25 protein-coding genes and 1 tRNA gene are annotated in these 24,562 nt (G+C 63.7%); 18 read left to right on the top strand and 8 right to left on the bottom strand.

The window, feature by feature from the left end:
• The coding region (locus tag ACREE8_RS24745) for a phage major capsid protein (protein ID WP_431575688.1) at window positions 1-1,143 on the top strand (1,143 nt) is incomplete at its 5' end.
• Window positions 1,144-1,479: 336 nt separating this feature from the next.
• Here ACREE8_RS24745 and ACREE8_RS24740 read toward each other — a convergent pair.
• On the bottom strand, window positions 1,480-1,734 hold the full coding sequence (locus ACREE8_RS24740; protein ID WP_431575689.1) for a helix-turn-helix domain-containing protein: 255 nt from the start codon (window positions 1,732-1,734) through the stop codon (window positions 1,480-1,482).
• Window positions 1,735-1,861: 127 nt separating this feature from the next.
• On the opposite strand from ACREE8_RS24740, the gene ACREE8_RS24735 reads away from it, so the two are divergent.
• Both ACREE8_RS24735 and ACREE8_RS24730 read left to right on the top strand, forming a co-directional pair.
• Window positions 1,862-2,587, top strand: coding sequence for a hypothetical protein (locus tag ACREE8_RS24735; RefSeq protein ID WP_431575687.1), 726 nt, complete (start codon window positions 1,862-1,864; stop codon window positions 2,585-2,587).
• Window positions 2,580-3,056: a hypothetical protein gene (locus tag ACREE8_RS24730; RefSeq protein WP_431575686.1), complete on the top strand. Its 477-nt coding sequence runs from the start codon at window positions 2,580-2,582 to the stop codon at window positions 3,054-3,056. Before ACREE8_RS24735 ends, ACREE8_RS24730 begins: the two co-directional genes overlap by 8 nt.
• A 220-nt stretch (window positions 3,057-3,276) precedes the next feature.
• Here ACREE8_RS24730 and ACREE8_RS24725 read toward each other — a convergent pair whose 3' ends face one another.
• Both ACREE8_RS24725 and ACREE8_RS24720 read right to left on the bottom strand, forming a co-directional pair.
• Window positions 3,277-3,912, bottom strand: a complete 636-nt coding sequence (locus tag ACREE8_RS24725) for a hypothetical protein (RefSeq protein WP_431575685.1) — start codon at window positions 3,910-3,912, stop codon at window positions 3,277-3,279.
• Between the two features lie 131 nt (window positions 3,913-4,043).
• A tRNA-Ser gene (locus ACREE8_RS24720) sits at window positions 4,044-4,133 on the bottom strand.
• Between the two features lie 243 nt (window positions 4,134-4,376).
• Between ACREE8_RS24720 and ACREE8_RS24715 the strand changes: the two genes are divergently transcribed.
• The 9 genes from ACREE8_RS24715 (at window position 4,377) to ACREE8_RS24675 (ending at window position 14,529) form a co-directional block, all read left to right on the top strand.
• Complete coding sequence (locus ACREE8_RS24715) at window positions 4,377-5,927, top strand: AMP-binding protein (protein WP_431575684.1); 1,551 nt, start codon at window positions 4,377-4,379, stop codon at window positions 5,925-5,927.
• Between the two features lie 409 nt (window positions 5,928-6,336).
• Window positions 6,337-7,218, top strand: a complete 882-nt coding sequence (locus ACREE8_RS24710) for a LysR family transcriptional regulator (protein WP_431575683.1) — start codon at window positions 6,337-6,339, stop codon at window positions 7,216-7,218.
• Between the two features lie 146 nt (window positions 7,219-7,364).
• Window positions 7,365-8,762, top strand: a complete 1,398-nt coding sequence (locus ACREE8_RS24705) for an amidohydrolase family protein (RefSeq protein ID WP_431575682.1) — start codon at window positions 7,365-7,367, stop codon at window positions 8,760-8,762.
• A 27-nt stretch (window positions 8,763-8,789) separates the two neighbouring features.
• Window positions 8,790-9,422, top strand: a complete 633-nt coding sequence (locus tag ACREE8_RS24700; protein WP_431575681.1) for a glutathione S-transferase family protein — start codon at window positions 8,790-8,792, stop codon at window positions 9,420-9,422.
• Between the two features lie 229 nt (window positions 9,423-9,651).
• Window positions 9,652-10,641: a membrane dipeptidase gene (locus ACREE8_RS24695; protein ID WP_431575680.1), complete on the top strand. Its 990-nt coding sequence runs from the start codon at window positions 9,652-9,654 to the stop codon at window positions 10,639-10,641.
• Window positions 10,642-10,737: 96 nt separating this feature from the next.
• Window positions 10,738-11,718, top strand: a complete 981-nt coding sequence (locus tag ACREE8_RS24690) for a polyamine ABC transporter substrate-binding protein (RefSeq protein WP_431575679.1) — start codon at window positions 10,738-10,740, stop codon at window positions 11,716-11,718.
• Window positions 11,719-11,769: 51 nt separating this feature from the next.
• A complete protein-coding gene (locus ACREE8_RS24685) occupies window positions 11,770-12,642 on the top strand; it encodes an ABC transporter permease (RefSeq protein ID WP_431575678.1) in 873 nt (290 codons plus the stop codon).
• Between the two features lie 4 nt (window positions 12,643-12,646).
• On the top strand, window positions 12,647-13,444 hold the full coding sequence (locus ACREE8_RS24680) for an ABC transporter permease (protein ID WP_431575677.1): 798 nt from the start codon (window positions 12,647-12,649) through the stop codon (window positions 13,442-13,444).
• Window positions 13,441-14,529: an ABC transporter ATP-binding protein gene (locus ACREE8_RS24675; protein ID WP_431575676.1), complete on the top strand. Its 1,089-nt coding sequence runs from the start codon at window positions 13,441-13,443 to the stop codon at window positions 14,527-14,529. Before ACREE8_RS24680 ends, ACREE8_RS24675 begins: the two co-directional genes overlap by 4 nt.
• A 14-nt stretch (window positions 14,530-14,543) precedes the next feature.
• Here ACREE8_RS24675 and ACREE8_RS24670 read toward each other — a convergent pair whose 3' ends face one another.
• Window positions 14,544-15,005 (bottom strand): Lrp/AsnC family transcriptional regulator, encoded by a 462-nt coding sequence (locus ACREE8_RS24670; protein ID WP_431575675.1) that lies wholly within the window; start codon window positions 15,003-15,005, stop codon window positions 14,544-14,546.
• A gap of 142 nt (window positions 15,006-15,147) precedes the next feature.
• Between ACREE8_RS24670 and ACREE8_RS24665 the strand changes: the two genes are divergently transcribed.
• Window positions 15,148-15,423 (top strand): DUF6356 family protein, encoded by a 276-nt coding sequence (locus tag ACREE8_RS24665; RefSeq protein WP_431575674.1) that lies wholly within the window; start codon window positions 15,148-15,150, stop codon window positions 15,421-15,423.
• Between the two features lie 103 nt (window positions 15,424-15,526).
• Here ACREE8_RS24665 and ACREE8_RS24660 read toward each other — a convergent pair whose 3' ends face one another.
• From ACREE8_RS24660 to ACREE8_RS24650, 3 genes are all read right to left on the bottom strand, one after another.
• Window positions 15,527-16,642, bottom strand: a complete 1,116-nt coding sequence (locus ACREE8_RS24660; protein WP_431575673.1) for an alcohol dehydrogenase family protein — start codon at window positions 16,640-16,642, stop codon at window positions 15,527-15,529.
• A gap of 133 nt (window positions 16,643-16,775) precedes the next feature.
• Window positions 16,776-17,627, bottom strand: coding sequence for an ABC transporter permease (locus ACREE8_RS24655; protein WP_431575672.1), 852 nt, complete (start codon window positions 17,625-17,627; stop codon window positions 16,776-16,778).
• 5 nt (window positions 17,628-17,632) lie between these two features.
• Window positions 17,633-18,886: an ABC transporter permease gene (locus tag ACREE8_RS24650; protein ID WP_431575671.1), complete on the bottom strand. Its 1,254-nt coding sequence runs from the start codon at window positions 18,884-18,886 to the stop codon at window positions 17,633-17,635.
• Between the two features lie 289 nt (window positions 18,887-19,175).
• Here ACREE8_RS24650 and ACREE8_RS24645 point away from each other — a divergent pair, with 289 nt between their 5' ends.
• Window positions 19,176-19,880: a GntR family transcriptional regulator gene (locus ACREE8_RS24645; RefSeq protein WP_431575670.1), complete on the top strand. Its 705-nt coding sequence runs from the start codon at window positions 19,176-19,178 to the stop codon at window positions 19,878-19,880.
• A gap of 124 nt (window positions 19,881-20,004) precedes the next feature.
• On the opposite strand, the gene ACREE8_RS24640 is transcribed toward ACREE8_RS24645, so the two are convergent.
• Window positions 20,005-21,081, bottom strand: a complete 1,077-nt coding sequence (locus tag ACREE8_RS24640) for an ABC transporter substrate-binding protein (RefSeq protein WP_431575669.1) — start codon at window positions 21,079-21,081, stop codon at window positions 20,005-20,007.
• 424 nt (window positions 21,082-21,505) lie between these two features.
• On the opposite strand from ACREE8_RS24640, the gene ACREE8_RS24635 reads away from it, so the two are divergent.
• The 4 genes from ACREE8_RS24635 to ACREE8_RS24620 form a co-directional block, all read left to right on the top strand.
• Window positions 21,506-22,660, top strand: a complete 1,155-nt coding sequence (locus ACREE8_RS24635; RefSeq protein ID WP_431575668.1) for a M24 family metallopeptidase — start codon at window positions 21,506-21,508, stop codon at window positions 22,658-22,660.
• Between the two features lie 31 nt (window positions 22,661-22,691).
• Window positions 22,692-22,910: a hypothetical protein gene (locus ACREE8_RS24630; protein WP_431575667.1), complete on the top strand. Its 219-nt coding sequence runs from the start codon at window positions 22,692-22,694 to the stop codon at window positions 22,908-22,910.
• On the top strand, window positions 22,910-24,328 hold the full coding sequence (locus ACREE8_RS24625; protein WP_431575666.1) for an amidase: 1,419 nt from the start codon (window positions 22,910-22,912) through the stop codon (window positions 24,326-24,328). Before ACREE8_RS24630 ends, ACREE8_RS24625 begins: the two co-directional genes overlap by 1 nt.
• A 16-nt stretch (window positions 24,329-24,344) precedes the next feature.
• Window positions 24,345-24,562: PhzF family phenazine biosynthesis protein (locus ACREE8_RS24620; RefSeq protein WP_431575665.1), on the top strand; the 218-nt coding region annotated here is incomplete at its 3' end.

The raw sequence follows: 24,562 nt of genomic DNA, 5'->3' as shown, positions 1-24,562 counted from the left end.
CCCACAATGGAAATCAGCGAACTTAAGACCGCGTTCGACAAGAACTCGGAGACCGTCACAGCCGCGATCAAGAAGCTCGGCGACGACCTCGGCACCCTGGCCAATCACGTCGACAAGATGGAATTGAAGGCCAACCGCCCGCGCTCGGGCGGGCCCAGCGGTGGGTCGGGCGACGCCACCATAGAGGCCGAGCGGAAGGCCATCGAAGCACTGGGCGAGTATGGCCGCATCGGTGAGGCGAAGGCTATGTCCGCGACCATCGATCCCGATGGTGGATATTCTATGCAGTCGGAGATGGCGTCGGCAATCCGATTGCGCGCTGCCCAAGTCTCGCCAATCCGCGCGCTGGCTACGGTGATAACGCTGGTGAACTCGGATACCTGGGAAGAGCCAGCCCTGACAAACTTGGGGGCGGCCGATTGGGTGCAGGAGACCGAAGTCCGTCCGAACACCACGACGCCTTCAATGGCGAAGAAGATGATCCCGACCCACGACCTGTACTGCAATCCGCCAGTGTCTCAGCGGCTGCTGGACAACTCCCACTATGACATCGGTGCAACTCTGGTGGCGCGCATCGGCAAGGCGTTCGGCCAGAAGGAAGGCACCGCCTTCGTCTCTGGCAGTGGCGTCGCCAGGCCGATGGGCTTTCTGACTTACGCGAGCGCCGCCGTCGCCACCGCTGACGACACACGGGACTGGGGCAAGCTGCAGTATGTCCCGACTGGCCAGGCAGCAGCGATCGCAGCCGACAGCCTCATCGATATCAGCGAAGAGTTGGCGCCCGAGTATCGCGCCAACGCTCGCTGGGTCATGAGCCGGCGGACCGCCGCTATTGTCCGCAAGCTCAAGGATGGCCAGGGTGACTACCTCTGGGCCAACAGCCTGATTGCCGGCCAGCCGCCGACGCTACTCGGCTATGGAGTGACGATCGCCGACGACATGCCCTCGGTCGGAGCCAATAGCTTCCCGATTGCCTTCGGTGACTTCCGTGAGGGTTACTGCGTCGTCGACTCGGCCAAGATGACGATCCTTCGTGACCCATTTAGCAACAAGCCCTTCGTCAATTTCTACACGGTGCAGCGGACGGGTGGCGATGTTCGCGACTACGACGCGATCAAGCTGCTCAAGGTGGCTGTGAGTTGATGTCCAACAATGGTGGTCGGGCGCAATAGCGCTCGGCCGCAGCTCGATGCGATGGGCGAGGCGCACCCCCTAGGGCATCTTTATCTTTGGAGCCTTTAGGGGGCCCGGACCGCACGGGTCTCACGCGCAGAATTTTTGGCCAAAATGGAATTTCGGGCCAGAAACGCATTTTGGCCTAATAAATCGACTCTACAGGGGGATTATTTCGGCCAAAACCTGATTTTAGAAAAGTGCAGGAAAACGCGCGTTGGTGCCGGCGGCGCTTGCATCGGATGAAATAATCAGCGACCGATTCACTGCAAGGAATCGCCGCTTTTCGGCTGCCCCCGACGGCGGCTATCTACGCTTAGAGGCGGGCTTCCGCTTTCGAAGCCGCACACCGGGGCCCTCGCCGTTCTCTTCGATGAAGATGGCGCCGGCACGCTCAAGGGTCTTCTGGAGTTGATCCAGGCTCGACGCGTAAGGAGAGGTCGCCTCTCGCTCAAAATTCGCGATCGTTGCGCGCGATACCTTGGATGCGTCGGCAAGATCGTCCTGGGACCATCCGAGAAGGCCTCGAGCTGCACGGCATTGGCTGGGCGAAAGGGCCATTTCCAACTCTACACAAATTGCATTGACTTTCAATCATACTCTACACAATCTGTGTAAGGTTAACGTATGCACGGTCGGGCTGCAAGAGCCCGATCCGGCACAGGAAACCTTTATCTCGGAGGATGAAATGCGGAAGGCGACGCGACGCGCGGCTTTGGTTGGTCTGGCTGCTTCGGTGGCTGCAATTGGAACTTGCTCGGCATCGGCCGCGACCGAGGAAACGGACCCGGTGTTGGAGGCCTGGCGCCAGTGGCGCCCGCTGGAGGCCAGGTTGAACGAGCTTCGCATGGCCAAAGAGCAGATCATGGTTGCTCTGCCGGATTGGGCCCAACGGCCCCGGGTCAAGGTTGGCGAGTGGACCAGCGACGGCTGCGGGGCGAAGAAGGGCGACCCGATCTATTTCCACAGCTGGGATCAATTAGCCGCCCACTACGGCCCCGGGTCGATGAGCTTCAGCGGCATGGACGGGCCCGCCTTCTTTCTCCAGAAGCGTGCGGAGTTCCATGCCTCCGAGCGGGCCATGGAGACGGCGCGGGAGCGCGTGGGGTTGAACGACATAGAAGATCGGATGGAGGTGACCGAAAAAGCGGCCGACGTGTACCTGCGGGCCATGCTTCACACTGAGCAGCCGGGACCGGTTGCGCTGGCGGCCCGGCTGGACGTCGCCATCAACTTTTCGGGCGCTAAGTTCCTGGTCGACTATCCGACGAACATCCTTTGCGCCGGCATCCGGGACCTGCTGCCGGAGCTCCCGGCCGACATGCAAGAGGCCCTGCGGCCGATCGCGACGGCGCTGGGCACGATGCGGACCATCCGCGAGGCTTACCTGCCGATGGGAGGCAGCCATGTCTGAGGGCATCACGGCGAGCCTCGCGGCCTTTGATATCCCGACTGACCTGGCGGACCCTGACGCCGCTCTCTGGCGCCTGGTGCTGGAACTGCAGGCCATGAATCGGCGAAGCACAGAGTGCGACGCCGAATATGACCGGCTCGACGCTGCCGGGTGCGCCGCTGAAGCCGCCGCGGCCCACGATGAGGGCGACAGGCTCCATGGGTTGGGGCGGGCGATCGAAACCGCTATCTGGGCAATCCCGGCACGGACCCCGCGCGGGCTCATGGTCAAACTCGAGATCGCGACATGTTGGGCGCTAGAAGAGCTGCCGCCCGACGATCCGATGCCGGCTGGCTACTTCACTCGGCCGGCTGGCGATGGTGAAAGCTTCGATCGGCGCGCGATTCTCGCCGTCTGGCAGGACGCCGTGGCCATGTTCGGTCGCCCGCCGGTGTCGGATCCGCGGTGGCGGCGAGGCAGCCAATCTTGATGGAATGCTGCCCCCAGCCTAAGCTTCCTGCGCTGGCGACGGCTGGCCCAAGGCGCGACGATCGAAAGGCCGCCCCGCGGTATCTCCCGGACCGCTTATAACGGGTCGGGAAGACCCAGCCTCACCACCAAAGGGCCGCCCTGGCAATCCCATGGGCGGCCTTTCTTTTTTTGGGCGATAGTTTTGCGGCGGGTAAGAAACCGGGCCTCGGCGACCGGCGTTAGTTCTCGGGGTTCAAAGCTCTGTCGACATTGATTAGGTCGCGGACCTCGCGGCCAAGCGGACTGATCACATAAATCAGCGACCCCCAGCCCGTCTTTGCAATCACGAGGCCCGACCGCAGAGATCTCCCGGCAATTGCCTGGGTCAAATCATCATCGCCAAACGCCTCGGCAAGTGCGCTCTTAGCGAGGTCCGCGGCGCCCGGCTTTGGCTCCGGCATGTCGTTATTCTTACTGTCTGCCGCCACCAAGATACCGACAAACACGATTTCGTCGCGGCTCAGCGGCGCCAAAATGTCGGCGAACTTCAAGAAGTCCGACACCCATGCTTTGTCTCGTCTGGCGAGGCCCACCATAGCCTGTGCGAGAAGCCGCAGATTTTCGTCCGCAGATTGATCCCGGACAGCTCGAGCATATCGATAGGCGCCGGCGGCCAATTGCTGATCGTCGTGAAAGTGGCCGTCAGTGACGCCAGCCACGCGGAATTCGTCCTCGATTATGTCGCGCGCAACTCGGAATCTGGTCTCGAGATAGCTGACGACCGCGCGAGATGCCGCGCCTGCCATGGGCGCGTAAGCATCATGCCCGACGCCGATCAGGGCTGTTTCCACCACGACGCCAGTCGCTTCTGCCATCCAACTCATTGAGCGTTCCGATCACTGGAGTGGCCCGCCGCACCGCATGGACTAAGGGAGCGCTAGGTTGTGGGTAAGGTCGTGGGCGTAGCACAAAAATTACGCAAAAAATGGCTGAAAACTGCCAATTGTGGCGGATGGGGTGGGATTCGAACCCACGATGGCGTTGCCGCCATGCCGGTTTTCAAGACCGGTGCCTTCAACCGCTCGGCCACCCATCCCTTTGGTGCGGGCCATCACTTAGCATCCTGCCAGCGGCTGCGAAAGTCCGAGTTGCCACCCGGCCGCAATCCGGGCGTTCGGCCAGGCGCCGTTCGGCCCTTGCTCTGGTAGCCGCAAGGTCAGGATTTGCCCCGCAGCGCCGGCACTTCGCACGCCCCAGGCGGAGACAAGGGCTGTGGTCAACGCGCATGGCCCCAGGTAACATCGCTGCCGGATCGCGTCGACGGGGGCGACAATTGAACATGAGGCCAGTTGCGCAACAGCTCTCCGATGTTCCGGCTGAGTGGCACGACCGGATTCTCTACAAGACGGCAAAGGGCAGTCTCAGTTATTCGGAAGTCCAGGCGCAGATGCTCGCTGTTGCCGCCTGGCTGCAGAAGAAGCATTCACTGGCTGCCGGGCATCGCGTCACCATCTGTCTTCCCAAGACGCTCGAGACCGTCTGTCTTCTCTATGGCGTTCTGGCCGCCGGCGCGTGTTTTGCCCCGCTTCAGTTCAACGGTCCGCCTGATCGCCTCCATCGACAGCTGGCCAGCATAGAGCCGCATCTCCTGCTCACGACGAGCAAGATGATGCGAAAGCTCGAAGCGGAGGCCGGGGCGCCGCCGCTCCCGCCCACCGCCTGCATCGAGATGACGGACGACGGCCGCGGGCTGGAGGATCTGGTTCGTGGAACCACGCCGCTGCCACGGCCGGCGCCCGTGGATCCGAAAGCTTTGGCAGCACTCTATTTCACGTCCGGTTCGACCGGAGAGCCCAAAGGCATCATGGTCTCGTACGGGAGCATGGCCGGCACGGTCGCGGCCCTTGCTGCCGGCGACGCGGTCAGCAGCAACGACCGAATGATCAGCCTCATTCCGCTGCAATATGCCGCCTCGCTTCAGATTTTCTGTCCGCTGGTCGGCGGTTGCAGCCTCCGGCTCGTGACGGATGAAGAAGCGATGTTTTCGGACCGGGTCGCCACCGTCCTGCAGCAGGAGCGCATTTCCGTCTGGATCACGGCGGCGACCGCGCTGAGATTGCTGGTCGAGAGCGAACCGCTGAAAGGCACCGGCCTCGATGCGATGCGCCTCGTCATCTTCTTTGGAGAGCGCATGCCGGTGCCTGCCTTGAGGACGGCCATGCAGATCATGCCGAACGCCGTGTTCGAAAACGCCTATGGCGCGTCCGAGGCGTTCCGGATCATGCTCTATCGCGCGCCCCGGCCATTGCCGGAGGATCTCGACATGATTCCTCTCGGGCGGCCGACGGAGACCTACGACCTGACGTTGCGCAATGCGGAAGGGCAGCCTGTTCCCGACGGCGAGGTGGGCGAGATCTGCGTGGTCGGCGACACCGTCATGATGGGTTATTGGAAGAAGCCCGAACTGACGGAGGCCAGCCGCATTCAAGGGACCTCGCAATCCTACCGGACCGGCGATCTTGCGCGCCTCGGCGACGACGGCAATTACCATTTGGTCGGTCGGGCCGATTATCGAATCAAGCTGCGGGGCCATCGTTTCGACCTGGGGGAAGTCGAGGCCGCGTTGAAGGCCCATCCGGCGGTTCGCGACGCTGTGGCGATCGTTCTTGAAGCCGGGCCCTTCAAAGAACGGGTTTTTGCCGCCGTGCTGGCCGGGAAGGACGATAATCTTGGCGCTGCGCTGAAGTCGCTCTGCGCCAAGCGGTTGCCGGTCTTCGCCAGACCCGCCCGCATCATGCTCCTCAATCGATTTCCGCAGCTTCCCTCCGGCAAGGTCGATCGGAAGGCGCTTCAGGCGCTGGGCGCCAAACCCACCGCGCCCAAGACCTGAGCATTGACGGATATTGCGGGAAGGTTCGCTTGCCGTGGATCACCGGCAGGACCGTGGTGGCCTTGAGCACCTCCATCGCCGTCATCGAGCTCACGTCCGGAACGGCCTTCCGGGCCCGAGTAAAACTATGCCCAGGCCAAGATAATCTCTCTCGGCGACGCCGCACTTCACTGAGACTATTACGCCCGCCGAGCCTCACGGGGCCAGCCAGTCTTGCCTGCATTATGGACCTGGATATTGCCGGCCGCCTGACAGCGCCGGCCGGCCCCGGCGGTGCTCCGTTGGACAAACCGGAGCGGGCATTCCCCAATAGGTCTATGGTTTGCCGGGTATGCAGCGGCCGGCATTCAATGCCGGTCGAGGTTTGTGGATTGGACAAGACGGCTGAAGCGCGGGGAGGCGCTTGGGGATGGAGCTTCGCCACATCAAATATTTCCTGGCGGTCGCCGAGGAGCTGCATTTCCGCAAGGCCGCCGAGACGCTTCATATCTCCCAGCCGCCTCTGTCGCAGCAGATTCGTCAGCTCGAGGAAGAGCTGAAGATCCCCCTCTTCGTGCGCAACAAGCGGGGGGTCTCCCTGACGCCGGCCGGCAAGAGGTTCCTGCCCCACGCACGGCGCATTCTTGCGGCCGTCGATTCCGCCATTCTCGTGACCCGGCAAGGAGTCCCCGATCGGATCGAGTTCGGATTCGTCAGCTCGGCCGCCATGCTGCTGTCGCCGGTCATGCATCGGTTTCGCGAGATCCATCCCGCGGTCGATCTGCGCATGGTCGAGGCGAGCACGAGCCGGCAGGGCGACATGCTTCGGGCGGGCGAGCTGGATGTGGGGCTGTTGCGGGCACCCTGGGCCAGCCCGGGGTTCATTTCCGAAGTCGTCGCGCGCGACAAGCTCGCCATCATCCTGCCGAACGATCACCCGCGGGCAAACGATCCCAGGCTGAAGCTCGCGGACCTCGTCCATGATCGTTTCGTCTTCTTTCCCCGCGAGCTCGGGCCCGGCTATTTCGATTCCGTGATGGCGGCGTGCAATCGCGCGGGGCTCGCGCCGGAGCTGGACCAGATCGCGGGGTCGACGCTGACGATCATCAATCTGGTGGCGGCCGGTCAGGGCTTCTCCCTGATACCGTCGCAACTGGCCGCGATCTCCAAGGGGGTGACGGCCCGCATTCCCAAGGATCTCGACGGCGACACCCTGCTGGTCGCGGCCTACGCCCAGGACAAGAAGGACGCCGAGCTGACGAGATCTCTGGTCAAGATCATCAAGGCCTGCGCGCCGCCGTCGCGCGGATGACGCCTGATACGCTCGCTATATCACAGCATTCAACCTTTATATTGGCTGCGGCCGGGACCGGGCCCTAGGGTTCTGTTCTCGCGGCCCGGTCGCCGCACCGCGCCAGCCGCCTCGCCACCTCAACATCAGAACGCGGATCGTCGGCAATGACTGAAATCCAGGCTGACCTCGTCGTCCGGAATGGCTACCTCATCACGATGAACGACGCCCGCCAGTGCTTCGAGCGCGGCGCCGTGGCGATCCTCGGCAACAAGATCGTGGCCGTCGGCACCGACCGGGATATCGCGCGGACGGTCAGGGCCAAGCGCGTGGTCGATGCCGAGGGCGGCATCGTTCATCCGGGATTCGTCGACACCCATGTTCACTTCATGAACACGGTGCGCGGCGCCGTTCCCGATTCCGCCGATACCTCCATCATGATGAACACGTTCCGGCGCTGGTGGGACAGCGTCGAGGAAGAGGACGAACGCGCGGCGACGCTCCTCAACTGCCTCGAGATGCTGTCGAACGGCACGACCTGCTTCCTGGAAGCCGGGACGCTGCAGTTTCCCGACCTGGCGGCCGAGGCGGCCGCGACGATCGGCATTCGCGGCCTCATCGGCGATCCCTTTCTCTGGGACGTGCCGTCCTCGCCCGGCACCCACGCCATGACGCGGGCGCCGCGGGACCAGAATCGCAGCCTCAAGCTCCTCGGCAGCCAGCTCAAGCGCAACAGGGGCGAACCGCTGATCCGGGGCTGCGTCGTTCTGTTCGGGCTGGGAAGCGCTTCCGACGAACTCATGCAGGCGGCCAAAGAACTGGCCGACAGTCACCATGTCGTTTTCTCGCAGCATCAGTCGTTCGACACGCATGACGGTTCGGCCGACGAACAGCGCCTGGGGAAGCGGGCGATGTGTCATTACGCCGACCATGATCTGGTGGGCGAGAACTGCACCTTCAGCCATATGAACGATCTCACGGCGGACGAGGCAGACATCGTGCGCCAGGCCGGCATGTCGGTGGTCTGGTGCCCGGTCACCTTCATGAACCTGGGCGCGGGCGCCGCGAAACATGCGCGCCATCTCGAGATGCTCAGGGCGGGCGTGAATGTCTCGCTCGCCAGCGACGGCGCCGTCTCGGGATGCCGCTACGATATCGGGCTGCAAGGTCTGGTGGGGCTGCTGGCGTCCCGCGCGAAGAGCGAGAACAAACTGGCCTTCTCCGCCGAGGATGTCCTGGAGCTGGCGACAAGGGGCGGGGCCAAGGCGGTGGGCATGCTGGACCAGATCGGATCGATCGAGCCCGGCAAATATGCCGATCTCGTCATTCGCACGACGGACCTGCCCGAGGCGCAGCCGATCACCGATCCGGTCCAGGCGCTGGTCTATAGCTGCGGTTCCAAATCCATCTCGACGGTCATCGTCAATGGCGAGATCGCGTGGTCGGCAGGTCAACCCACCCGCGTGGAAGCGGCGATGGTCTATGACCTGGCCCGGACCTCGCGCCGGCGCATGTGGGCGAAACTGTCGCTCGCGCCCGAGGGCAAATGGCCGCTGCTGGTCTGACGAATTCAGAAAGGCGCCTCGCGTCCCATGTACAAGCTCTATTACTCACCCGGGCTGGCCAGCCTGGCCCCGCATTTCATTCTGCGGGAGATCGGCGTCCCGCATGAGCTGGTGCTGGTCGACCGGACGCTCGGCCAGCATAAATCGGCCGAGTATCTCGCGCTCAACCCGAACGGCCGCATCCCGACTTTCACGGACGGGTCCTTCGTGCTGTTCGAATCCGCGGCGATCTGCCTGCATCTGGCGGAGCGGCATCCCGAGGCGAATCTCATTGCGGGCTTGGGCACCGACGTCCGCTCGCATACCTATCAATGGCTCACCTTCCTCACCAACACCCTGCAGGCCGATCTCTGGCAGTATTTCCGCCCGGAGTTCTATGTGGAGCCGGAGCGGCGGGACGCCTTCAAGGACGTGATGCAGGGCCATGTCGCCCGGCATCTCGAGGTGCTCGACCGGCATCTGGAGGGCAGGGACTGTCTGGCGGGTGACAGCCTGTCGATCGCGGACTTCTATCTCTTCATGCTCGGCCGCTGGTCTCGGCATATCGCGCGTCCGACGCGTAGCTTTCCACATCTCTCGCGCCTCATGGAGCGGGTCTGCGGCCGCCAATCGGTGCTGGGCGCGCTCGCGCTCGAACGGATCTCGTCGCCCTATTACTGAGGCATGGTTTGACGCGACGGCACCGGGGCTGCGCGAAGTCACGCGCAGCGTGCCGTTCCGCGCGCGTGCGGATGAAACCCATCGCCAGCACCAAGTTTTCCTTGTGAGACGATTCCGGCCACCGGCTGATATGGCAGGCGTCTTAGAGAATACGTACTCCATATTGGATTTGGCCCCGGTCCGTCACTAGCGTGCCCCCAAGCAGTCCATATTTCAGGAGGGCGCATCAGTGGCGGCCAGCAAGAATCAAAATCGCATGATCATCGACGGCCTGCAGGCCGATGAGTGCGATCTCGAGGTCTTCGAGGAGTGGCATAAGGGCGGTGTGTCGTGCGTGCATGTGACATGCATGAACTACACCTTCGACAACACGCGCGAGGCGCTGTCCGCCTTGTCGCGCTGGCGCCGCACCTTTCGCAATCATGGCGATCTCATCCGTCCCGCCACCAGCGTGAAGGACGTCCGCGCCATCGCGGCCGAAGGCAAGACCGCGGTCATTCTGGGCTTCCAGAATACGCTCCCGCTCGAGGATGATCTGGCGCTGGTCGAGATCTTCTACGATCTCGGCATCCGCGCCATCCAGATGTCCTACAACCATCAGGGCCTCGCCGGCTCCGGCTGCCTCGAGCCGAACGATACGGGGTTGTCGCTCTACGGCAAGAAGATCATCGCCGAGATGAACCGCCTCGGCATGGTGGTCGACACCTCGCATTGCGGCATCAAGACGACGATGGATTCGATCGAGCAATCGACGGCGCCCATCGCCGTGACCCATTCCAATTCGCTGAGCTTCTCCTCCGAGGTGGAGCTGAAGCACCGGCTGAAGTCGGACGAGATCATGAAGGCGCTGGTCAAGAAGGGCGGCATGTTCGGCATGGTGCTGTTCCCCGCCATGCTGCCGGGTGGCATGAACTGCACGCTGAAGCGTTTCGTCGACCTGATCGAGCATACGGCCGGGATCGTGGGCACGGGCAATCTCGGGCTCGGCACCGACTTCGTCTGGCGCCGGCCCTTGTCCTACATCAAGCAGGTTCGTACCGGACGCGGCACCTTCGATTGGGCATCGGTCGTGCCGCCCAAATGGCCCGAATGGATGAGGACGCCGGCGGACTTCCCGCGGATCGCCGACGAGCTGGCGGCGCGGAAATGGTCGGACAGCGATATCGACGGCTACATGGGGCGGAACTGGCTCGACTTCTACGAGCGGGTGATTGGCTAGGGTTTCACGTTCAACGAAAAACCGGAAAAGGCGGTGAGACAGATGATCGATCGTCGCAAATTACTCATGGGTATGGGGTCTGGCGCAATTCTGGCCATGGCCAATCCCCGGCTTGCGTTCTCGAGCGCGGGCCAGGTGAATTTCGTCAGCTGGGGCGGCACCACGCAGGATTCGCAGGAGAAGGCCTGGGGTGTGCCGTTCAGCGCCGAAAGCGGTATCCAGGTGATCCAGGGCGGGCCGTCGGACTATGGCAAGCTCAAGGCCATGGTCGATGCCGGCAACGTCACCTGGGACGTGGTCGACGTCGAGAATGATTTCGGGCTCTATGCCGGCAAGGCTGGACTGACGGAGAAGCTCGATTTCTCGATCATCAATCGGGACGAGTTGGATCCGCGCTTCGTCTCGGACTATACGGTCGGCAGCTATGTGTCGACCCATGTGCTGGGCTACGACAAGGGCAAGTACGGCGACAAGGCCCCGCAGCACTGGCCGGATCTGTTCGATACGAAGAAGTATCCGGGCAAGCGCGCCTATTACAAATGGGTCGGGCCGGGCCTGCTGGAAGTGCCGCTGCTCGCCTCCGGCGTCAAGCCCGGGGAGCTCTATCCGCTCGACCTCGACCGTGCCTTCAAGCAATTGGATCTCATAAAGAAGGACATTCTCTGGTACAGCAGCGGCGCCGAATCGCAGCAGTTGCTGGCCTCCGGAGAGACAACGCTCGGCATGTTCTGGAGCGGGCGGCTCTATTCCCTGATTAAGGACGGGCAGAATGTCGGCATGTCCTGGAACCAGAACCTCGTGGCGGCCGATGTGCTTGTGATCCCCAAGGGGTCGCCGAACAAGGATGCCGCGATGAAGTTCCTGGCCTATGCCGTGAGCGCCAAGGGGCAGGCCGAGATGGCCAACCTCTCGGCCTACGGTCCGGTCAATACGAAGTCGCTGGCGCTGCTGAATTCGGATATCAAGGAATTCCAGCCGAGCCAGCATGCCGACCAGAACGTCCCGCTGAATATCGATTATTGGGCCGAGAACCGGGACGTCATCAGCAAGCGCTGGTATGAGTGGCAGGCCAGCTGATCGCGGCCCTGCCCGAAAGGATTCCGGCCTGAGGGAGCCGTCGGCATCGCCATGGGAAACCTGACCCCCGTTCTCGGTTTGCGGTCCTTCATCCGCAACATCAGAGCAAGCGGTCTGGTCCTGGCGATGCCGGCGCTCCTGCTTCTGTCGGCGCTGTTCGTCCTGCCGGTCCTGATCCTGCTGTCGCGGAGCTTCCTCGATCCGCAACCGGGCCTCCAGAACTACGCCGAGCTGCTGAGCTCGGCGTCATATCGCACGATCCTGTTCAACACCTTCATCGTCTCGACGACGGTGACCCTGGTCACGCTCGCCATCGGCTTTCCGGTGGCGTGGCTGCTGGCCGTCATTTCCCGGTTCTGGGCGATGGCGGTCTTCGCCGTGATCCTCCTGTCGATGTGGACGAATCTCCTGACCCGGACTTTCGCCTGGATGATCCTTCTCCAGTCGACGGGCGTGATCAACCGGGCCCTGATCGCGCTCGGCGTGATCGACACGCCGCTGGCGCTCACGAACAACCTGATCGGCGTCACGATCGGGATGACCTACATCATGTTCCCCTTCATCGTGCTGCCGCTCTACGCGACGATGAAGGCCATGGATCCCGCCGTCTTAAGGGCGGCGTCTCTATGCGGCGCCTCGCGCCTGCAATGCTTCCTCCATGTCTTCCTGCCCAACTGCGCCTCGGGCATCGTCGCCGGCTGCCTGATGGTCTTCGTCATGTCGCTGGGCTACTTCGTGACGCCCGTGCTGCTGGGCGGGCCCTCCTACATGATGCTGGCCGAGCTGATCGTGCAGCTGATCCAGTCGATGCTGAATTGGGGCCTGGGCGCCGCCGCGGCCTTCATTCTCTTCGCCGCGACCCTGGCGCTCTATGCCCTGCAGATCCGCCTGTTCGATCTCCTGACCGACGCGCGGAAGGGCTGAGGCGATGCTGCTCGATTTCGAACGGCTCGGCTGGCTGCGCTGGCTTCTCGGGGTCATCGGCGCGCTCGCCTGTGTCTTCCTGCTGCTGCCGATCGTCTTCATCGTGCTGCTGTCCTTCGGCTCGTCGCGCTGGCTGATCTTCCCGCCGCCGGCCTGGACGCTCAAATGGTACGGGGAGTTCTTCGCCAACCCGCAATGGATCCAGTCGGTGCTGGCGAGCGCCAAGATCGGGCTCCTCGTCGCCGTCTGCTCGGTCGTGCTGGGCTTCTGGTCGGCGCTGGCGATCACGCGCGGGAGCTTCCCCGGCAAGTCTGTCTTGCGGGTCTTCCTGCTGATGCCGATGGTGCTGCCGGTGGTCGTGCTGGCGGTCGGTATCTATTCGCTGTTCCTGCGGGTCGGACTGAACGGCACGCTGGGCGGCTTCGTGCTCGCCCATCTGGTCATCGCCTTGCCGTTCTCCGTGATCGTCATCGGGAACGCGCTGCTGAATTTCGACAAGGCCATCGAGGACGCCGCCATCCTCTGCGGCGCCAGCTCGCTGCAGGCGAAGCTCCGGGTGACGGTACCGGCAATCCGTTTCAGCCTCTTCACCGCCGCCATCTTCTCGTTTCTGGCCTCCTGGGACGAGATCGTCATCGCGATCTTCATGGCGAGCCCGACCCTGCAGACATTCCCGGTCAAGATATGGACGACGCTGCGCCAGGACCTAACGCCGGTGATCGCGGCCGCGTCGAGCCTTATGGTGCTGCTGACGATCATCCTGCTGCTGATCAGCGCCCTGCTCATGAGGAGAAGAAATTGAGTGCGTTTCTTTCCATCCGGGGCGTCAGCAAGCGATTCCAGGACTTTGCCGCGGTCAATAATGTGAGCCTCGATATCGAGAAGGGCGAGTTCGTCACCTTCCTCGGGCCCTCGGGGTCCGGTAAATCGACGCTGCTCTATCTGATCGCGGGCCTGCATGAGGCGACCCAGGGCGACATCTCGCTCGCCGGGAAGTCGCTGCTCGATACGCTGCCCAACAAGCGCAACATCGGGATGGTGTTCCAGCGCTATACCCTGATCCCGCATATGAATGTCCGGGAGAACATCACCTTTCCGCTCAAGGTGCGGCACTGGCCGCGGGCGCGCATCGAGAAGCGTCTCGACGAGATGCTGAAGCTGGTGCGGCTGGAGAAGTTCGCCAAGCGGAAGCCTTCGGAGCTCTCCGGCGGGCAGCAGCAGCGCGTGGCCCTGGCCCGCGCGCTCGCCTACGACCCGGAAATCCTGCTGATGGACGAACCCCTGGCCGCCCTCGACAAGCGGCTCAAGGAAGATCTCCAGCTCGAGATCCGGCGCATCCACCGGGAAACCGGAGCGACCATCATCTATGTGACGCATGACCAGGAAGAGGCGCTGCGGCTCTCGGATCGCATCGCCGTTTTCAATCATGGCCGCATCGAGCAGATCGCCGTGGGGAAATCGCTCTATGACAACCCCGCCAACATGTTCGTGGCCGGCTTCGTCGGCAATTCGAATTTCCTGCGCACGACCATCAGAACCGTCGAAGGCGACCGGGCGACGGCGCTTATGCCAGACGGCACCTTGATCGGCAATGTGCGTGGCCATCAGGCTTTGAGAGCCGGGGCCGAGGGCGCTTTGCTGGCGCGGCCCGAGCAGTTCCGCATCCGTCCGCTCGACGGCAATGGCGGGGGCTCGGGCTTCCCCGCGACCATCCGCGATGCGACCTATCTGGGCGAGACCATGCAGATCGCGGCCGTCACTCCCTGGGGCCAGGAACTGTCCATCCGCTGTGCGCCGGCCGAATTCAAACCCAGCGGGCAGGATCCGAGCCGCTGCCGGGTCACGCTCTCGGACGAAGGTCCGATCCTGTTCTTCGAGAACAGGTAGGGAGCAGGACGCGGCTACTCGGCATAGGTCACCGGGAGGACCGTGGTGGCCTTGATCACCTCCATCGCCATCATCGAGGTCACGTCGGAGAGCTCGATGCGCTGGATGATCCGCTTATAGACGCTGTCATAAGCGGCGATGTCGGGCACCACGGCGCGCAGCAGATAGTCGATCTGCCCGCTCATGCGATAGACCTCGACGATCTCGGGGATGCCGTCGATGGCCCGCTGGAAGCGCGTCAGCCAGTCGAGCGAATGCTGGCTGGTGCGGATCGCGATGAAGACGGTGAGGCCGACATTCATCTTTACCGGATCGAGCAGCGCGACCCGCCTGGTGATGACGCCCTTTTCCTCGAGCGCCTTGATCCGGCGCCAGCAGGGCGTGGTGGAGAGATTGACCTGCTCGGCCAAGTCCGCGAGCGCGACGGTGGCGTCGGCCTGCAGGATCGTCAGGATTTTGCGGTCGATGTCGTCCATGGGTAAAATTTCTACATAATTCTATAATAGAAGAATAATTTTCTACCATTTAGCAAATCTAGGCGTAAATCAAAATAATCTTCCTCGGCGGCGGGGCCATCCTCTGGGACCATCGAGCTTGATTGATGATTCGGGAGACGTCATGGCTTGGCTGAAATCCTTCACCGAACATCCGGCGAGTGTGGGCGAGAGCTATGGCGAGCATTGGGGCGTCGCCATGGGCTTCGGCCTGCGCATGTTGGGCGCCTCGCTCGCCTGCATGATCCACGCCTTCCTGCCCGGGCTCTTCGTCCGCACCGGCAGCCAGGCGATCGAGCGGCTTCATGACCGCATGGCGGTCAACCGCCAGCGGCATTCAGGACAACATCCGAGCGGCACGAAGCCGGTCGGCGTCCTCCAGAACTCGGGCACGCGCTGACGCTCGGCTCCTCTCCGCCTTTCCTGGGGCCCTGAAAGAAAAACCCCGGCCTCGCGCGAGCGGACCGGGGTTTCTTCATGAGCGCGAACAGCGTCGCGGTCGGCTAGGCGGCAGGGCGCTTGCTGGCGATGTCCCATTTGGCGTCCGGCACCACCACGAGTTTGCCGACGAAGCCCTTGTTCATGAAATCGGTCTGGGCGCGGTGGAAGTCCGAGAGCTTGTAGGTCGCGGCCAGAATGGCGTTGATCTTGCCGTCCTCGATATAGCCGACCAGGCGCTTGAAGGCGCCGCGCGTGCCCTGGGTCGAACCATGCATCTCGAGATGCTTGAGATAGAGCGTGCGCAGATCGAGTTCGACCACGGGGCCGCCGATGGCGCCCGCCGTCACATAGCGGCCTTCCGCCCGCACGATCCGCAGCAGGTCGTTGAACATCGAGCCGCCGACGAGATCGGCCACCACATCGATCGGCTTGCCGCCGGTGGCCTTGGCCACCTCGGCGACCAGGTCGCCCTTGCCGCGCGTGACGACGGTCTCCGCGCCGATCGCCTTCACCTGGTCTTCCTTGCCGGCGCCAACCACGGCGTAGGGAATGCCGCCACGGGCCCGCACCAGCTGCACCAGACCTGATCCCACGCCGCCCGAGGCGCCGGTGATCAGCACCCGTTCGCCGGCGGCGACACGAGCGCGGTCGAGCATATGTTCGCCGGTCAGATAGGCGCAGCAGAAGGTGGCGAGCTCGGCATCGGTCATGGTGCGGCGGACGACATGCGCATTCTCGGCCGGCACCGTCAGATATTCGGCATAGCCGCCGTCGCGGCCATGGCCGATGTAATCACAGTCGGCGAGGCTGTCGTCCTCGGCGTTGTAGATGCTGAAATCGACCATGACGCGCTGGCCGATCCGCTTGACGTCGACACCGGCGCCCACGGCCACGATGCGGCCGACGCTGTCGGTGCCCTGGATGCGCGGGAAGGTGAGGGTGGTGCCGCCGCGCCGCCAGGAGGAGGGCGCCTTCGAATCCGCATCCGTGCCATAGGCGGCCTGACGCACCCACACATCCGTGTTGTTCATGCCGCAGGCCGAGACCTCGATCAGCACCTCGCCCTTCGCGGGCGTCGGCACCTTCACGTCGGTCTTATAGAGGAGCTTCTCGAGCCCGCCATGGCCGGTCAGGACCACGGCCTTCATGGTTTTCGGAATGGTCGCGGTCGCCGTCATCGGGAACTCCTCTCGAAGGACCGAGCCGCGACGCCGCGCGGCTCTCGTTTGCTGATTTGATGATAGGGTATACCGGTTGCATACACAATCCCGGCGTCTGCTAAAAGGCCCTTTGATGCCGCTGCCACAGGGATCAGATGGTTTTGACGCCGCGCTGATTGTTGACGCGGGCGCGCAGCAATTCGACAGCGGTCAGGATCAGGGCCGAGACGACGATCAGCAAGGTCGCGACGGCGAGGATGGTGGGGCTGATCTGCTCGCGGATGCCGGCCCACATCTGGAGCGGGATGGTGCGCTGGTCGTAAGCCGCCAGGAATTGCACCACGACAACCTCGTCGAAGGAGGCGGCGAAGGCGAAGAGCGCGCCCGAGACGACGCCGGGCAGGATCAGAGGCAACACCACGCGGAAGAAGGTCAGCAGCGGCGGCGCTCCCAGGCTGGCGGCCGCCCGCGTCAGGCTGTAGTCGAAATTCATCATGGTCGCGGTGACGGTGATGACGACGAAGGGTGTGCCCAGCACCGCATGGGCCAGGATGATGCCCAGCATGGTCTGGGCGAGGCCCACCTGCGAATAGAAGAAATACATGCCGGCCGAGACGATGATGATCGGGATGATCATGGGCGAGATCAGGATCGTCATGACCAGGCTGCGCAGCGGCATGGTGGGCCGGCTGAGGCCGACGGCGGCCAAGGTGCCCAATGTGGTCGCGAGTGCCGTGGCGCAGGTGGCGATGATCACGCTGTTGCGGATCGCCAGCAGCCATTGGTCGTTGGCGAGGATGTCGCGATACCATTGCAGCGAATAGGCCGCGGCCTCGAAGCGCAGCATACCCTCGGTGAAGGTGAAGAAGGGCTGCGCGTTGAAGGAGAGCGGCACCACCACGATCAAAGGCGCGATCAGGAAGAAGAACACCAGCACGCAGAAGGTCAGATAGGCGCCGTGCCAGAGGCGGCCGGGGAGGGTGCGATGAGGTCTTGTTGCCATGGTGCCTATCCCAGCTTCGTGTTCTCGAGGCCGACGAGGCGATTATAGAGCCAATAGAGCAGCAGGACCGCGACCAGCAGGATGGCGCTCAAGGCCGAGGCCAGTCCCCAGTTGAGCGAGGTCCGCATGTGATAGGCGATCAGATTGGAGATGAGCTGTCCGCTCTGTCCGCCCACCAAGGCCGGGGTGATGTAATAGCCGACGGAAAGGATGAAGACGAGCAAGCCGCCGGCGCCGATCCCGGGCAGGCTCAACGGGACGTAGACGCGCAGGAAGGCGATGGCGGGATGGGCGCCCAGTGATTCCGCCGCGCGCTGATAGAGCGGCGAGATGGTCCGCATCACGCTGTAGAGCGGCAGGATCATGAAAGGCAGCAGCACATGGGTCATCGCCACGAAGGTGCCGACCTTGTTGTAGATCATGGTCGGCCGGTCGTTGTCGGCGACGACACCCAGATGCACCAGGAGATCGAGCACCACGCCGTTGGATTGCAGCAGCACGATCCAGGAGGTGGTGCGGACCAGGAGCGAGGTCCAGAAGGGCAGCAGCACCAGGATCAGCAACCGGTTGCTGAGCGAGGTCGGCACATGCGCCAGGAGATAGGCGACCGGATATCCCAGCAACAGACAGATGCCGGTCGTAATCAGGCCGATCCAGAAGGTGCGCATGAAGATCGCGATATAGATCCGCTGATCTTCGGGCTGCGCCACGATGTTGCCGTCGGCATCGCGCTTCATGTCGAGGGCGTTCAGATAATAGGCGCTGGTATAGGGAACCACGGCCTGCCGGATCATCGCCCAGGTCGCGTGGTCCACCCAGAGCGGGTTGATCGCCGCGAAGGCGGGTTGATAGGGTCCTTCGGTGACCTTGCTGATCTGGCGCGCGGTCGAACGGACCAGGCTCAGCATGCCGCTGGTTTCGTAATTGAATCGCGTACCGAGCTGGTCGGCGCTGCGGGCCTTGAAGAGCTGGGCCAGTTCCTGCGCGAAGCTCGCATAGACGGCCTCGCCGGGAATGCCGGTGCCGTCCCAGCTCTGAAGCGCCAGGCAGGTTTGCGGAATGAGGCGGCAAGGCGCGGTGTTGTCGATGCTGCGAAACAGCATCTGCCCGATCGGCAGCACGAAGGCAACGATCACGAACAACAGGAGCGGCAGGACCAGGAGAAAGGCGCGCAGCTTCGATGTGCGCTCGGCGCGGCGCAAGCGCCTTGCCAGTTCGTTGCCGGGTCTGTGTCTCTCGGTCAGGGCGGCGGTGGTCATGGCGTTTCGTCGATCGGGGCGCGGCCATCCTGCCGGCGGTGGCCGAACGGGATGGCGCCTGGGAGGACCGCAGGGGTCACGGTCATCCAGATTACGCCAGATCGCCGGTCGATCGGAGTCATCGGTACCGGCCCCGTCGATGACGGGTACGCCGGCGCATCCCAGTGGCGGCGCTTATGGTGAATCCGGGCGCGAGGCTTGTTATGCCTCCGGCGCTGCGGTAAACCTCAGGGGCTTGTGTTGCGGGACCAGTCGGCAGCCCAAGAGCGAAACGATGCCCGGAAGTGAGATGGCAAAACAGGTCGAGCGGGAAGCGGCGGCGTCGAAAAGCACGGGTCGCATCCGCTATGAAGAGCTTCATGCCCTGCTTCGCGAGCGCATCTGCATGCTGGTCTATCCGCCCGGCATGACGCTCAGTGAAAGCGAGCTCGCCACCGAGTTCAATGTCAGCCGCACCCCGATCCGGCGGGTGCTGCAATCGCTCGAAGCGCAGGGGTTGGTCGAGACCAAGCAGAGCGTCGGCACGATCGTGACCTCGGTCGAATTGCGGGCGCTTCGGGAAGTGTACGCGGTGCGCATGGTGCTGGCGGCCTCGCTGGGCGACATCGCCGCACCCTTGCGTTCCCATTCCAAGCTGCCGAACTTCAAGGCGCTGCTGGCGCGGGCCGAGGCGCTCGACGGCCATCGCGACTTCAAGGAGTTCGTTCGCATCAACAACGACCTCCAATACGAGTTGGGTTTGGTCGCCGGCAACGACTCCTTCCACCGCATCACCGAGCAGCTCTATTACCAGACCATCCGGGTCTATTTCGGGATCGTCCAGGAGCTGGATTGGGAGGCCGAGGTCGGCTGGCTGCGCGCCGAGATCGGCGAATTCATCCAGGCGCTGCAGGCGAGCGACCTGCGCGCCGTCGGCTATGTCCGGCGCAATCATATCTCGATGAACCTGGTCCGGATCACCAATTACGTTCTGGGTCATTCGGGCCATCAATAGCAGCGCCCGCGCTGTGGCGGGCGGGTTCGTCCAACCTTCATATCGACCGGTCGGCAGAGAATCGAGCGGCGCCCGGGCCCGACAGGCCCCGGCGCCGCTCTTTCGTCATCTCCGTCCGGCGGTCTTACTTCGCCAGCCAGGCGTTGAAGCGCTGGTCGAGCTCGTCGGCATGATCGGCCCAGAACTCGGCATTGTATTGCAGCGCATGCTCGAGATTCTTGTCGTAGGTCGGCAACCAGGGGCGAACCGTGTCGCTGGTGAGCGCCAGCGAGGATTTCCGCAGCGGGCCATAGGCGATGTATTTGGTCTGGTTCGCGATGTTCTGGCTCTCGGTGGCGAACTTCACATAGGCGCGGGCCGCATCGAGATGCTTGGTGCCCTTGATGATGCCCCAGAGATTGATGTTCCAGATCTGGTCGTTCCAGATGATGGCGAAGGGCTGCTTGTTGTCGGTGATGGCCGTATAAATGCGGCCATTGAAGGCGCTGGTCATGACGACCTGGCCATCGGCCAGGAGCTGCGGCGCCTGGGCGCCGGTGTCGTACCAGATCACGTCCTTCTTGATCGTCTCGAGCTTGGCGAAGGCGCGATCGACGCCCGCTGCTGTGCCGAGGACCTTATAGACATCGGCCGGCGCCACGCCGTCCGCGAGGAGGGCCCATTCGAGGCTCACCGCCGCGCCGCGCTTCTGCAGGCCGCGCTTGCCCGGGAACTTCTTCGTGTCGAAGAAATCGGCGATCGAGGTGGGCTTGGCGCCCGGGAACTTGGTGGTGTCGTAGGCGATGACGTTCGAGTAGGCGATGTTGCCGACGCCGCATTCAGTGAGCGCGCCCGGGAGATAGTCGCCGGTCGCCGGCGTGCCGTCGGGCGCGGGCGTGATGGTGGAGACATCGACCGTCTCGAGATAGCCGTTCTGGCAGGCGCGCTGCAGATCCTGCAGCTCGAGATCGACCACGTCCCAGGTGACGTTGCCGGATTCGACCTGGGCCTTGATCTCAGCCACGCCGCCATTGTAGTCGGCGGAGTTGACCGCGATGCCGGTCTTGGCCGTGAAGGGCTTGTGATAGGCCTCGATCTGACTCGCCGTGTAGGAGCCGCCATAGGAGACCACGGTGACTGAATCCGCATGAGCGGCCGTGGCGGCCAGCAGGCTTCCCGCCGCGACGATCGCGGGCAGGATGTTCTTTAACCGTGGGGCCATCTGGAGATCCTTCCTTATTGGGTTTCCCGGGCGCTCGGGACCGGCCGCTTCACGGCCTTAACGAGCGGGGGCGTGCAAGGGTTTCGAGGTTTGTTTCCAGTGATTCCGTAACATGGCTGGTGGACGCCTACAATCGGTCGGTATGCGACCGGTATGCAACATTTTCTTTTGCGGTCGGCGACTTTTCCTTTCGGCTGCTGCGGCCGACATCCGCTGCCCCGGACCCAAGATCCTGATCGGGCGGTTGTTGTTGTGAATATAATCATTATAAAACAGCGTAATAATCGGATTTACTCCTGGCGAAAAAGATGGCAATTCGGGCAGGAAAGCGGGCTTGGCAGGGGCCGGCGATCACTTGCAGCTTTGCGGGGTCACCGGTATACAGAATGAAAGAATCCACCATCACCGACTGGAAGGGCCCGCCATGACCAATGTCTTTCAACAGCGCACGACCGAGCTGCAGCGCCGGATGGCCGACGACAAGATCGATGCCTTCCTGCTGGCCGATCCGGACTCGATCTTCTTTTTCTCAGGCTGCTTCGGTTATCTGGGCATGGAGTGGGACCGCGCGACCCTGCTGCTGGTGCCGCGCTCGGGCGCGCCGACCCTGGTCACGCCGCTGATGGAATCCGAGCTGATGCACAACCAGAGCTGGGTCGAGGATATCCGCGACTGGGTCGATGGCGTGGACGGCGAGTGGATGAAGCATGTGGATGCGTTCTTCGCGACGCATAAGAGCCGCCGCATCATGTTCGAGAACCACAAGACGCCGCCCAAGGTGACGGAGGCGCTGCGCCATGCGGCCGGCGGCGCCGAGCTGGTCGAGGGCAATCCGCTGATCTCGAAGATGCGGATGATCAAGTCGCCGGAAGAGATCGCCATCATGCGCCAGGCAGGGCAGGTGGCGGTCGCGATGGGCAAGGCCGGCAAGGCCACCATCGCCGAAGGCGTTCCCGAATATGAAGTGGCGCTCGCGGTCATCGCCGGCGGCACGCGCAAGGCCGCGGAGCTGCTGCAGAACAGCGATGCCGCGGACTATGTCTCGCCGACGATCTACAATCTGCAGATCATGCAGTCGGGCCGGCATACCTGCATGGTCCATCGCCGCTCGACCGTGAAGCGCATCGCCAAGGGCGATCCGGTCTATCTCTGCTTCTGCGGCATCGCGAATTTCCGCCACTTCAAGCTGGGCTTCGATCGCGAGTTCTTCGTCGGCAGCGTGACCGACGAGCAGGCCAAGACCTACGAGACCACGGTCAAGGCGCAGCAGGCGGCCCTGGCGCTGGTCAAGCCGGGTGCCGTCGCCGAGGACGTGAATGCCGCCGCCGAGGAGGTTTATCGTTCCGCCGGCTTCGGCCTCTCCTACCGGACCGGGCGCGGCATCGGCTATTCCTTCCTCGAGGATCCACAGCTCAAGAAGGGCGACAAGACGAAGCTGCAGGCCGGCATGGCCTTCGCGGTCGATGGCGGGATCACGGTCAAGGGGCGCTACGGCACCCGCATCGGGGATTCCATCATCGTGACCGAGAAGGGCTTCGATTATCTGACGGAGTTCCCGCGTCAGCTCACCGTCCTCTAGCGCCGGGCCTCGCCCCGGAGGAGCGCCTCCCATGCGACGCGTCACGCGCGACAGCCTGCGCCGGATGGTGGAAGAGCTGCCGAGTGTTGCTTGGCCCGAAGCCGAGCTCGACGGTCTGATCGCGCCGCAATTCGGCGTCATCACCGGTTTCCCGGAGTTCCTGACCGAGGTCGAAGCGGTTTGCCGCCTCGATCTCGGCGCGACCGGGCTGCCGGGACGCCTTCCCGACAAGCCGAAGCGCGGGCTCTGATGGCGTCGCCCTGCCTGACGGAGTCCGCCGCGCGGCTGGCGGCGTCGACGCGCGATGACGCCGCATCGGTCACGGGCATGATCGACCGGCTGCTGGCCCGGATCGATCGCCTCAATGGCGAGACCAAGGCCTATATCTCGATCGATGGCGACGGTGCCCGCGATGCGGCCCGGCGCTGCGAGGGACGCGAAGTCGCGGGCCCGCTGGCTGCTGTGCCCTACGCCGCGAAGGATCTGTTCGAGACACGCCGGTTGCCGACCACCGGCGGCTCGCGCGTGCTCGAGGGCTGGCGGTCCGATCGCGACGCCGCCGCGATCGAGCGGTTGGACAAGGCCGGGGCCATCCTCATCGGCAAAGCGAACCTCCATGAATTCGCGCATGGCACGACCGGCGAGAATGCCCGCTTCGGCACGCCGCCCAACCCTTGGGATCCGAGCCGCATGGCCGGCGGCTCCAGCAGCGGCTCGGCGGCCGCGGTAGCGCAGGGTCTCGCCTGTTTCGCGCTCGGCAGCGACACCGGCGGCTCGACCCGCGTGCCGGCGGCCCTCTGCGGGCTGGTGGGATTGAAGCCGACCTATGGCCGGGTCAGCCGCGACGGCATGATCCCCTATTGCTGGTCGCTCGATCATGTCGGGCTGATCGCGGGCTCGGTTGGCGATGCGGCGCTGGTGCTCCAGACGCTGGCCGGCCACGACCCGCGCGACAGCGGCTCTGCCGAATGGGCCGTGCCCGATTACGTGAAGGCCCTGGGGCGTGGCGTGAAGGGGTTGCGCATCGGCGTTCCCGAGCGCCATTTCTTCGAGCATGCCGACCCGGAGATCCTGGCGGCGACGCATCGCTGCCTGGCGCGTCTGGCCGAGCGCGGGGCCACACTCGTTCCGGTGACGTTGCCCGACCTGGCTCAGGCCCGCACCGTGTCACTGCTCCTGCAGATGCCGGAGGTGCTCTCTTATCACCGCCGTTATCTGCCGGAGAAGATGGCGCTCTATGGCGAGGATGTGCGCAGCGGCCTTGCCTTCGCGCAATTCATCCTGGCCGAGCATTATGTGCGCGCCCAGCGCATGATCGAGAAATACCGGCGCGATACCGAGGCGGCGCTGGCGGGCGTCGATGCGATCGTGACGCCGACCTGTCCGATCGTGGCGCCCAAGCTCGGCACGGTCACGGTGACGACGGAAGGGCTGGAGGAGCCGGTCGGCAACGCGCTGACGCGGTTCACGTCCTTCTTCAACATGACGGGCGCGCCGGCGATGTCGGTCCCGAGCGGGTTTCATCGCAGCGGCCTGCCCATGGGCGTGCAGGTCGTCGGCCGGTCTTTCGATGAGGAGACGGTGCTCGCGATCGGCCAGGCGATCGCGGATTACCAGGGCCTCCTGTTCGATCCGGCGGCCGGCTGCCGCGACGGGGCGGCGATCTGAGGATGAGGAAAAGGGTATGACAACAAACCAGGCGACAAGCATCCCGCTCTTTCTGGTGGATGCCTTTGCGGAGCGTCCCTTTGCCGGCAACCCGGCGGCGGTCTGCGTGCTCCCGGCCTGGCCGACGGAGTCCTTGCTGCTCGCGATTGCGGCCGAACTCAACCTGTCAGAAACGGCTTTCGTCGTGGGCAGCAAGGGCACTTACGAAATCCGCTGGTTCACGCCGACCAAGGA

This window comes from Hypericibacter sp. (assembly GCF_050729195.1).
Classification (GTDB): Bacteria; Pseudomonadota; Alphaproteobacteria; order Dongiales; family Dongiaceae; genus Hypericibacter.
The sequence above is the reverse complement of the archived record's forward strand: the minus strand, read 5'-3'. Positions and strand labels throughout refer to the sequence as shown.

What these genes read in the sequence shown, in the direction of transcription:
- ACREE8_RS24740 (WP_431575689.1), bottom strand. Translation starts at nt 1,734, where the DNA reads ATGGCCCTTTCGCCCAGCCAATGCCGTGCAGCTCGAGGCCTTCTCGGA.
- ACREE8_RS24735 (WP_431575687.1), top strand. Translation starts at nt 1,862, where the DNA reads ATGCGGAAGGCGACGCGACGCGCGGCTTTGGTTGGTCTGGCTGCTTCG.
- ACREE8_RS24730 (WP_431575686.1), top strand. Translation starts at nt 2,580, where the DNA reads ATGTCTGAGGGCATCACGGCGAGCCTCGCGGCCTTTGATATCCCGACT.
- ACREE8_RS24725 (WP_431575685.1), bottom strand. Translation starts at nt 3,912, where the DNA reads ATGGCAGAAGCGACTGGCGTCGTGGTGGAAACAGCCCTGATCGGCGTC.
- ACREE8_RS24715 (WP_431575684.1), top strand. Translation starts at nt 4,377, where the DNA reads ATGAGGCCAGTTGCGCAACAGCTCTCCGATGTTCCGGCTGAGTGGCAC.
- ACREE8_RS24710 (WP_431575683.1), top strand. Translation starts at nt 6,337, where the DNA reads ATGGAGCTTCGCCACATCAAATATTTCCTGGCGGTCGCCGAGGAGCTG.
- ACREE8_RS24705 (WP_431575682.1), top strand. Translation starts at nt 7,365, where the DNA reads ATGACTGAAATCCAGGCTGACCTCGTCGTCCGGAATGGCTACCTCATC.
- ACREE8_RS24700 (WP_431575681.1), top strand. Translation starts at nt 8,790, where the DNA reads ATGTACAAGCTCTATTACTCACCCGGGCTGGCCAGCCTGGCCCCGCAT.
- ACREE8_RS24690 (WP_431575679.1), top strand. Translation starts at nt 10,738, where the DNA reads ATGGCCAATCCCCGGCTTGCGTTCTCGAGCGCGGGCCAGGTGAATTTC.
- ACREE8_RS24685 (WP_431575678.1), top strand. Translation starts at nt 11,770, where the DNA reads ATGGGAAACCTGACCCCCGTTCTCGGTTTGCGGTCCTTCATCCGCAAC.
- ACREE8_RS24680 (WP_431575677.1), top strand. Translation starts at nt 12,647, where the DNA reads ATGCTGCTCGATTTCGAACGGCTCGGCTGGCTGCGCTGGCTTCTCGGG.
- ACREE8_RS24670 (WP_431575675.1), bottom strand. Translation starts at nt 15,005, where the DNA reads ATGGACGACATCGACCGCAAAATCCTGACGATCCTGCAGGCCGACGCC.
- ACREE8_RS24665 (WP_431575674.1), top strand. Translation starts at nt 15,148, where the DNA reads ATGGCTTGGCTGAAATCCTTCACCGAACATCCGGCGAGTGTGGGCGAG.
- ACREE8_RS24660 (WP_431575673.1), bottom strand. Translation starts at nt 16,642, where the DNA reads ATGACGGCGACCGCGACCATTCCGAAAACCATGAAGGCCGTGGTCCTG.
- ACREE8_RS24655 (WP_431575672.1), bottom strand. Translation starts at nt 17,627, where the DNA reads ATGGCAACAAGACCTCATCGCACCCTCCCCGGCCGCCTCTGGCACGGC.
- ACREE8_RS24650 (WP_431575671.1), bottom strand. Translation starts at nt 18,886, where the DNA reads ATGACCACCGCCGCCCTGACCGAGAGACACAGACCCGGCAACGAACTG.
- ACREE8_RS24645 (WP_431575670.1), top strand. Translation starts at nt 19,176, where the DNA reads ATGGCAAAACAGGTCGAGCGGGAAGCGGCGGCGTCGAAAAGCACGGGT.
- ACREE8_RS24640 (WP_431575669.1), bottom strand. Translation starts at nt 21,081, where the DNA reads ATGGCCCCACGGTTAAAGAACATCCTGCCCGCGATCGTCGCGGCGGGA.
- ACREE8_RS24635 (WP_431575668.1), top strand. Translation starts at nt 21,506, where the DNA reads ATGACCAATGTCTTTCAACAGCGCACGACCGAGCTGCAGCGCCGGATG.
- ACREE8_RS24630 (WP_431575667.1), top strand. Translation starts at nt 22,692, where the DNA reads ATGCGACGCGTCACGCGCGACAGCCTGCGCCGGATGGTGGAAGAGCTG.
- ACREE8_RS24625 (WP_431575666.1), top strand. Translation starts at nt 22,910, where the DNA reads ATGGCGTCGCCCTGCCTGACGGAGTCCGCCGCGCGGCTGGCGGCGTCG.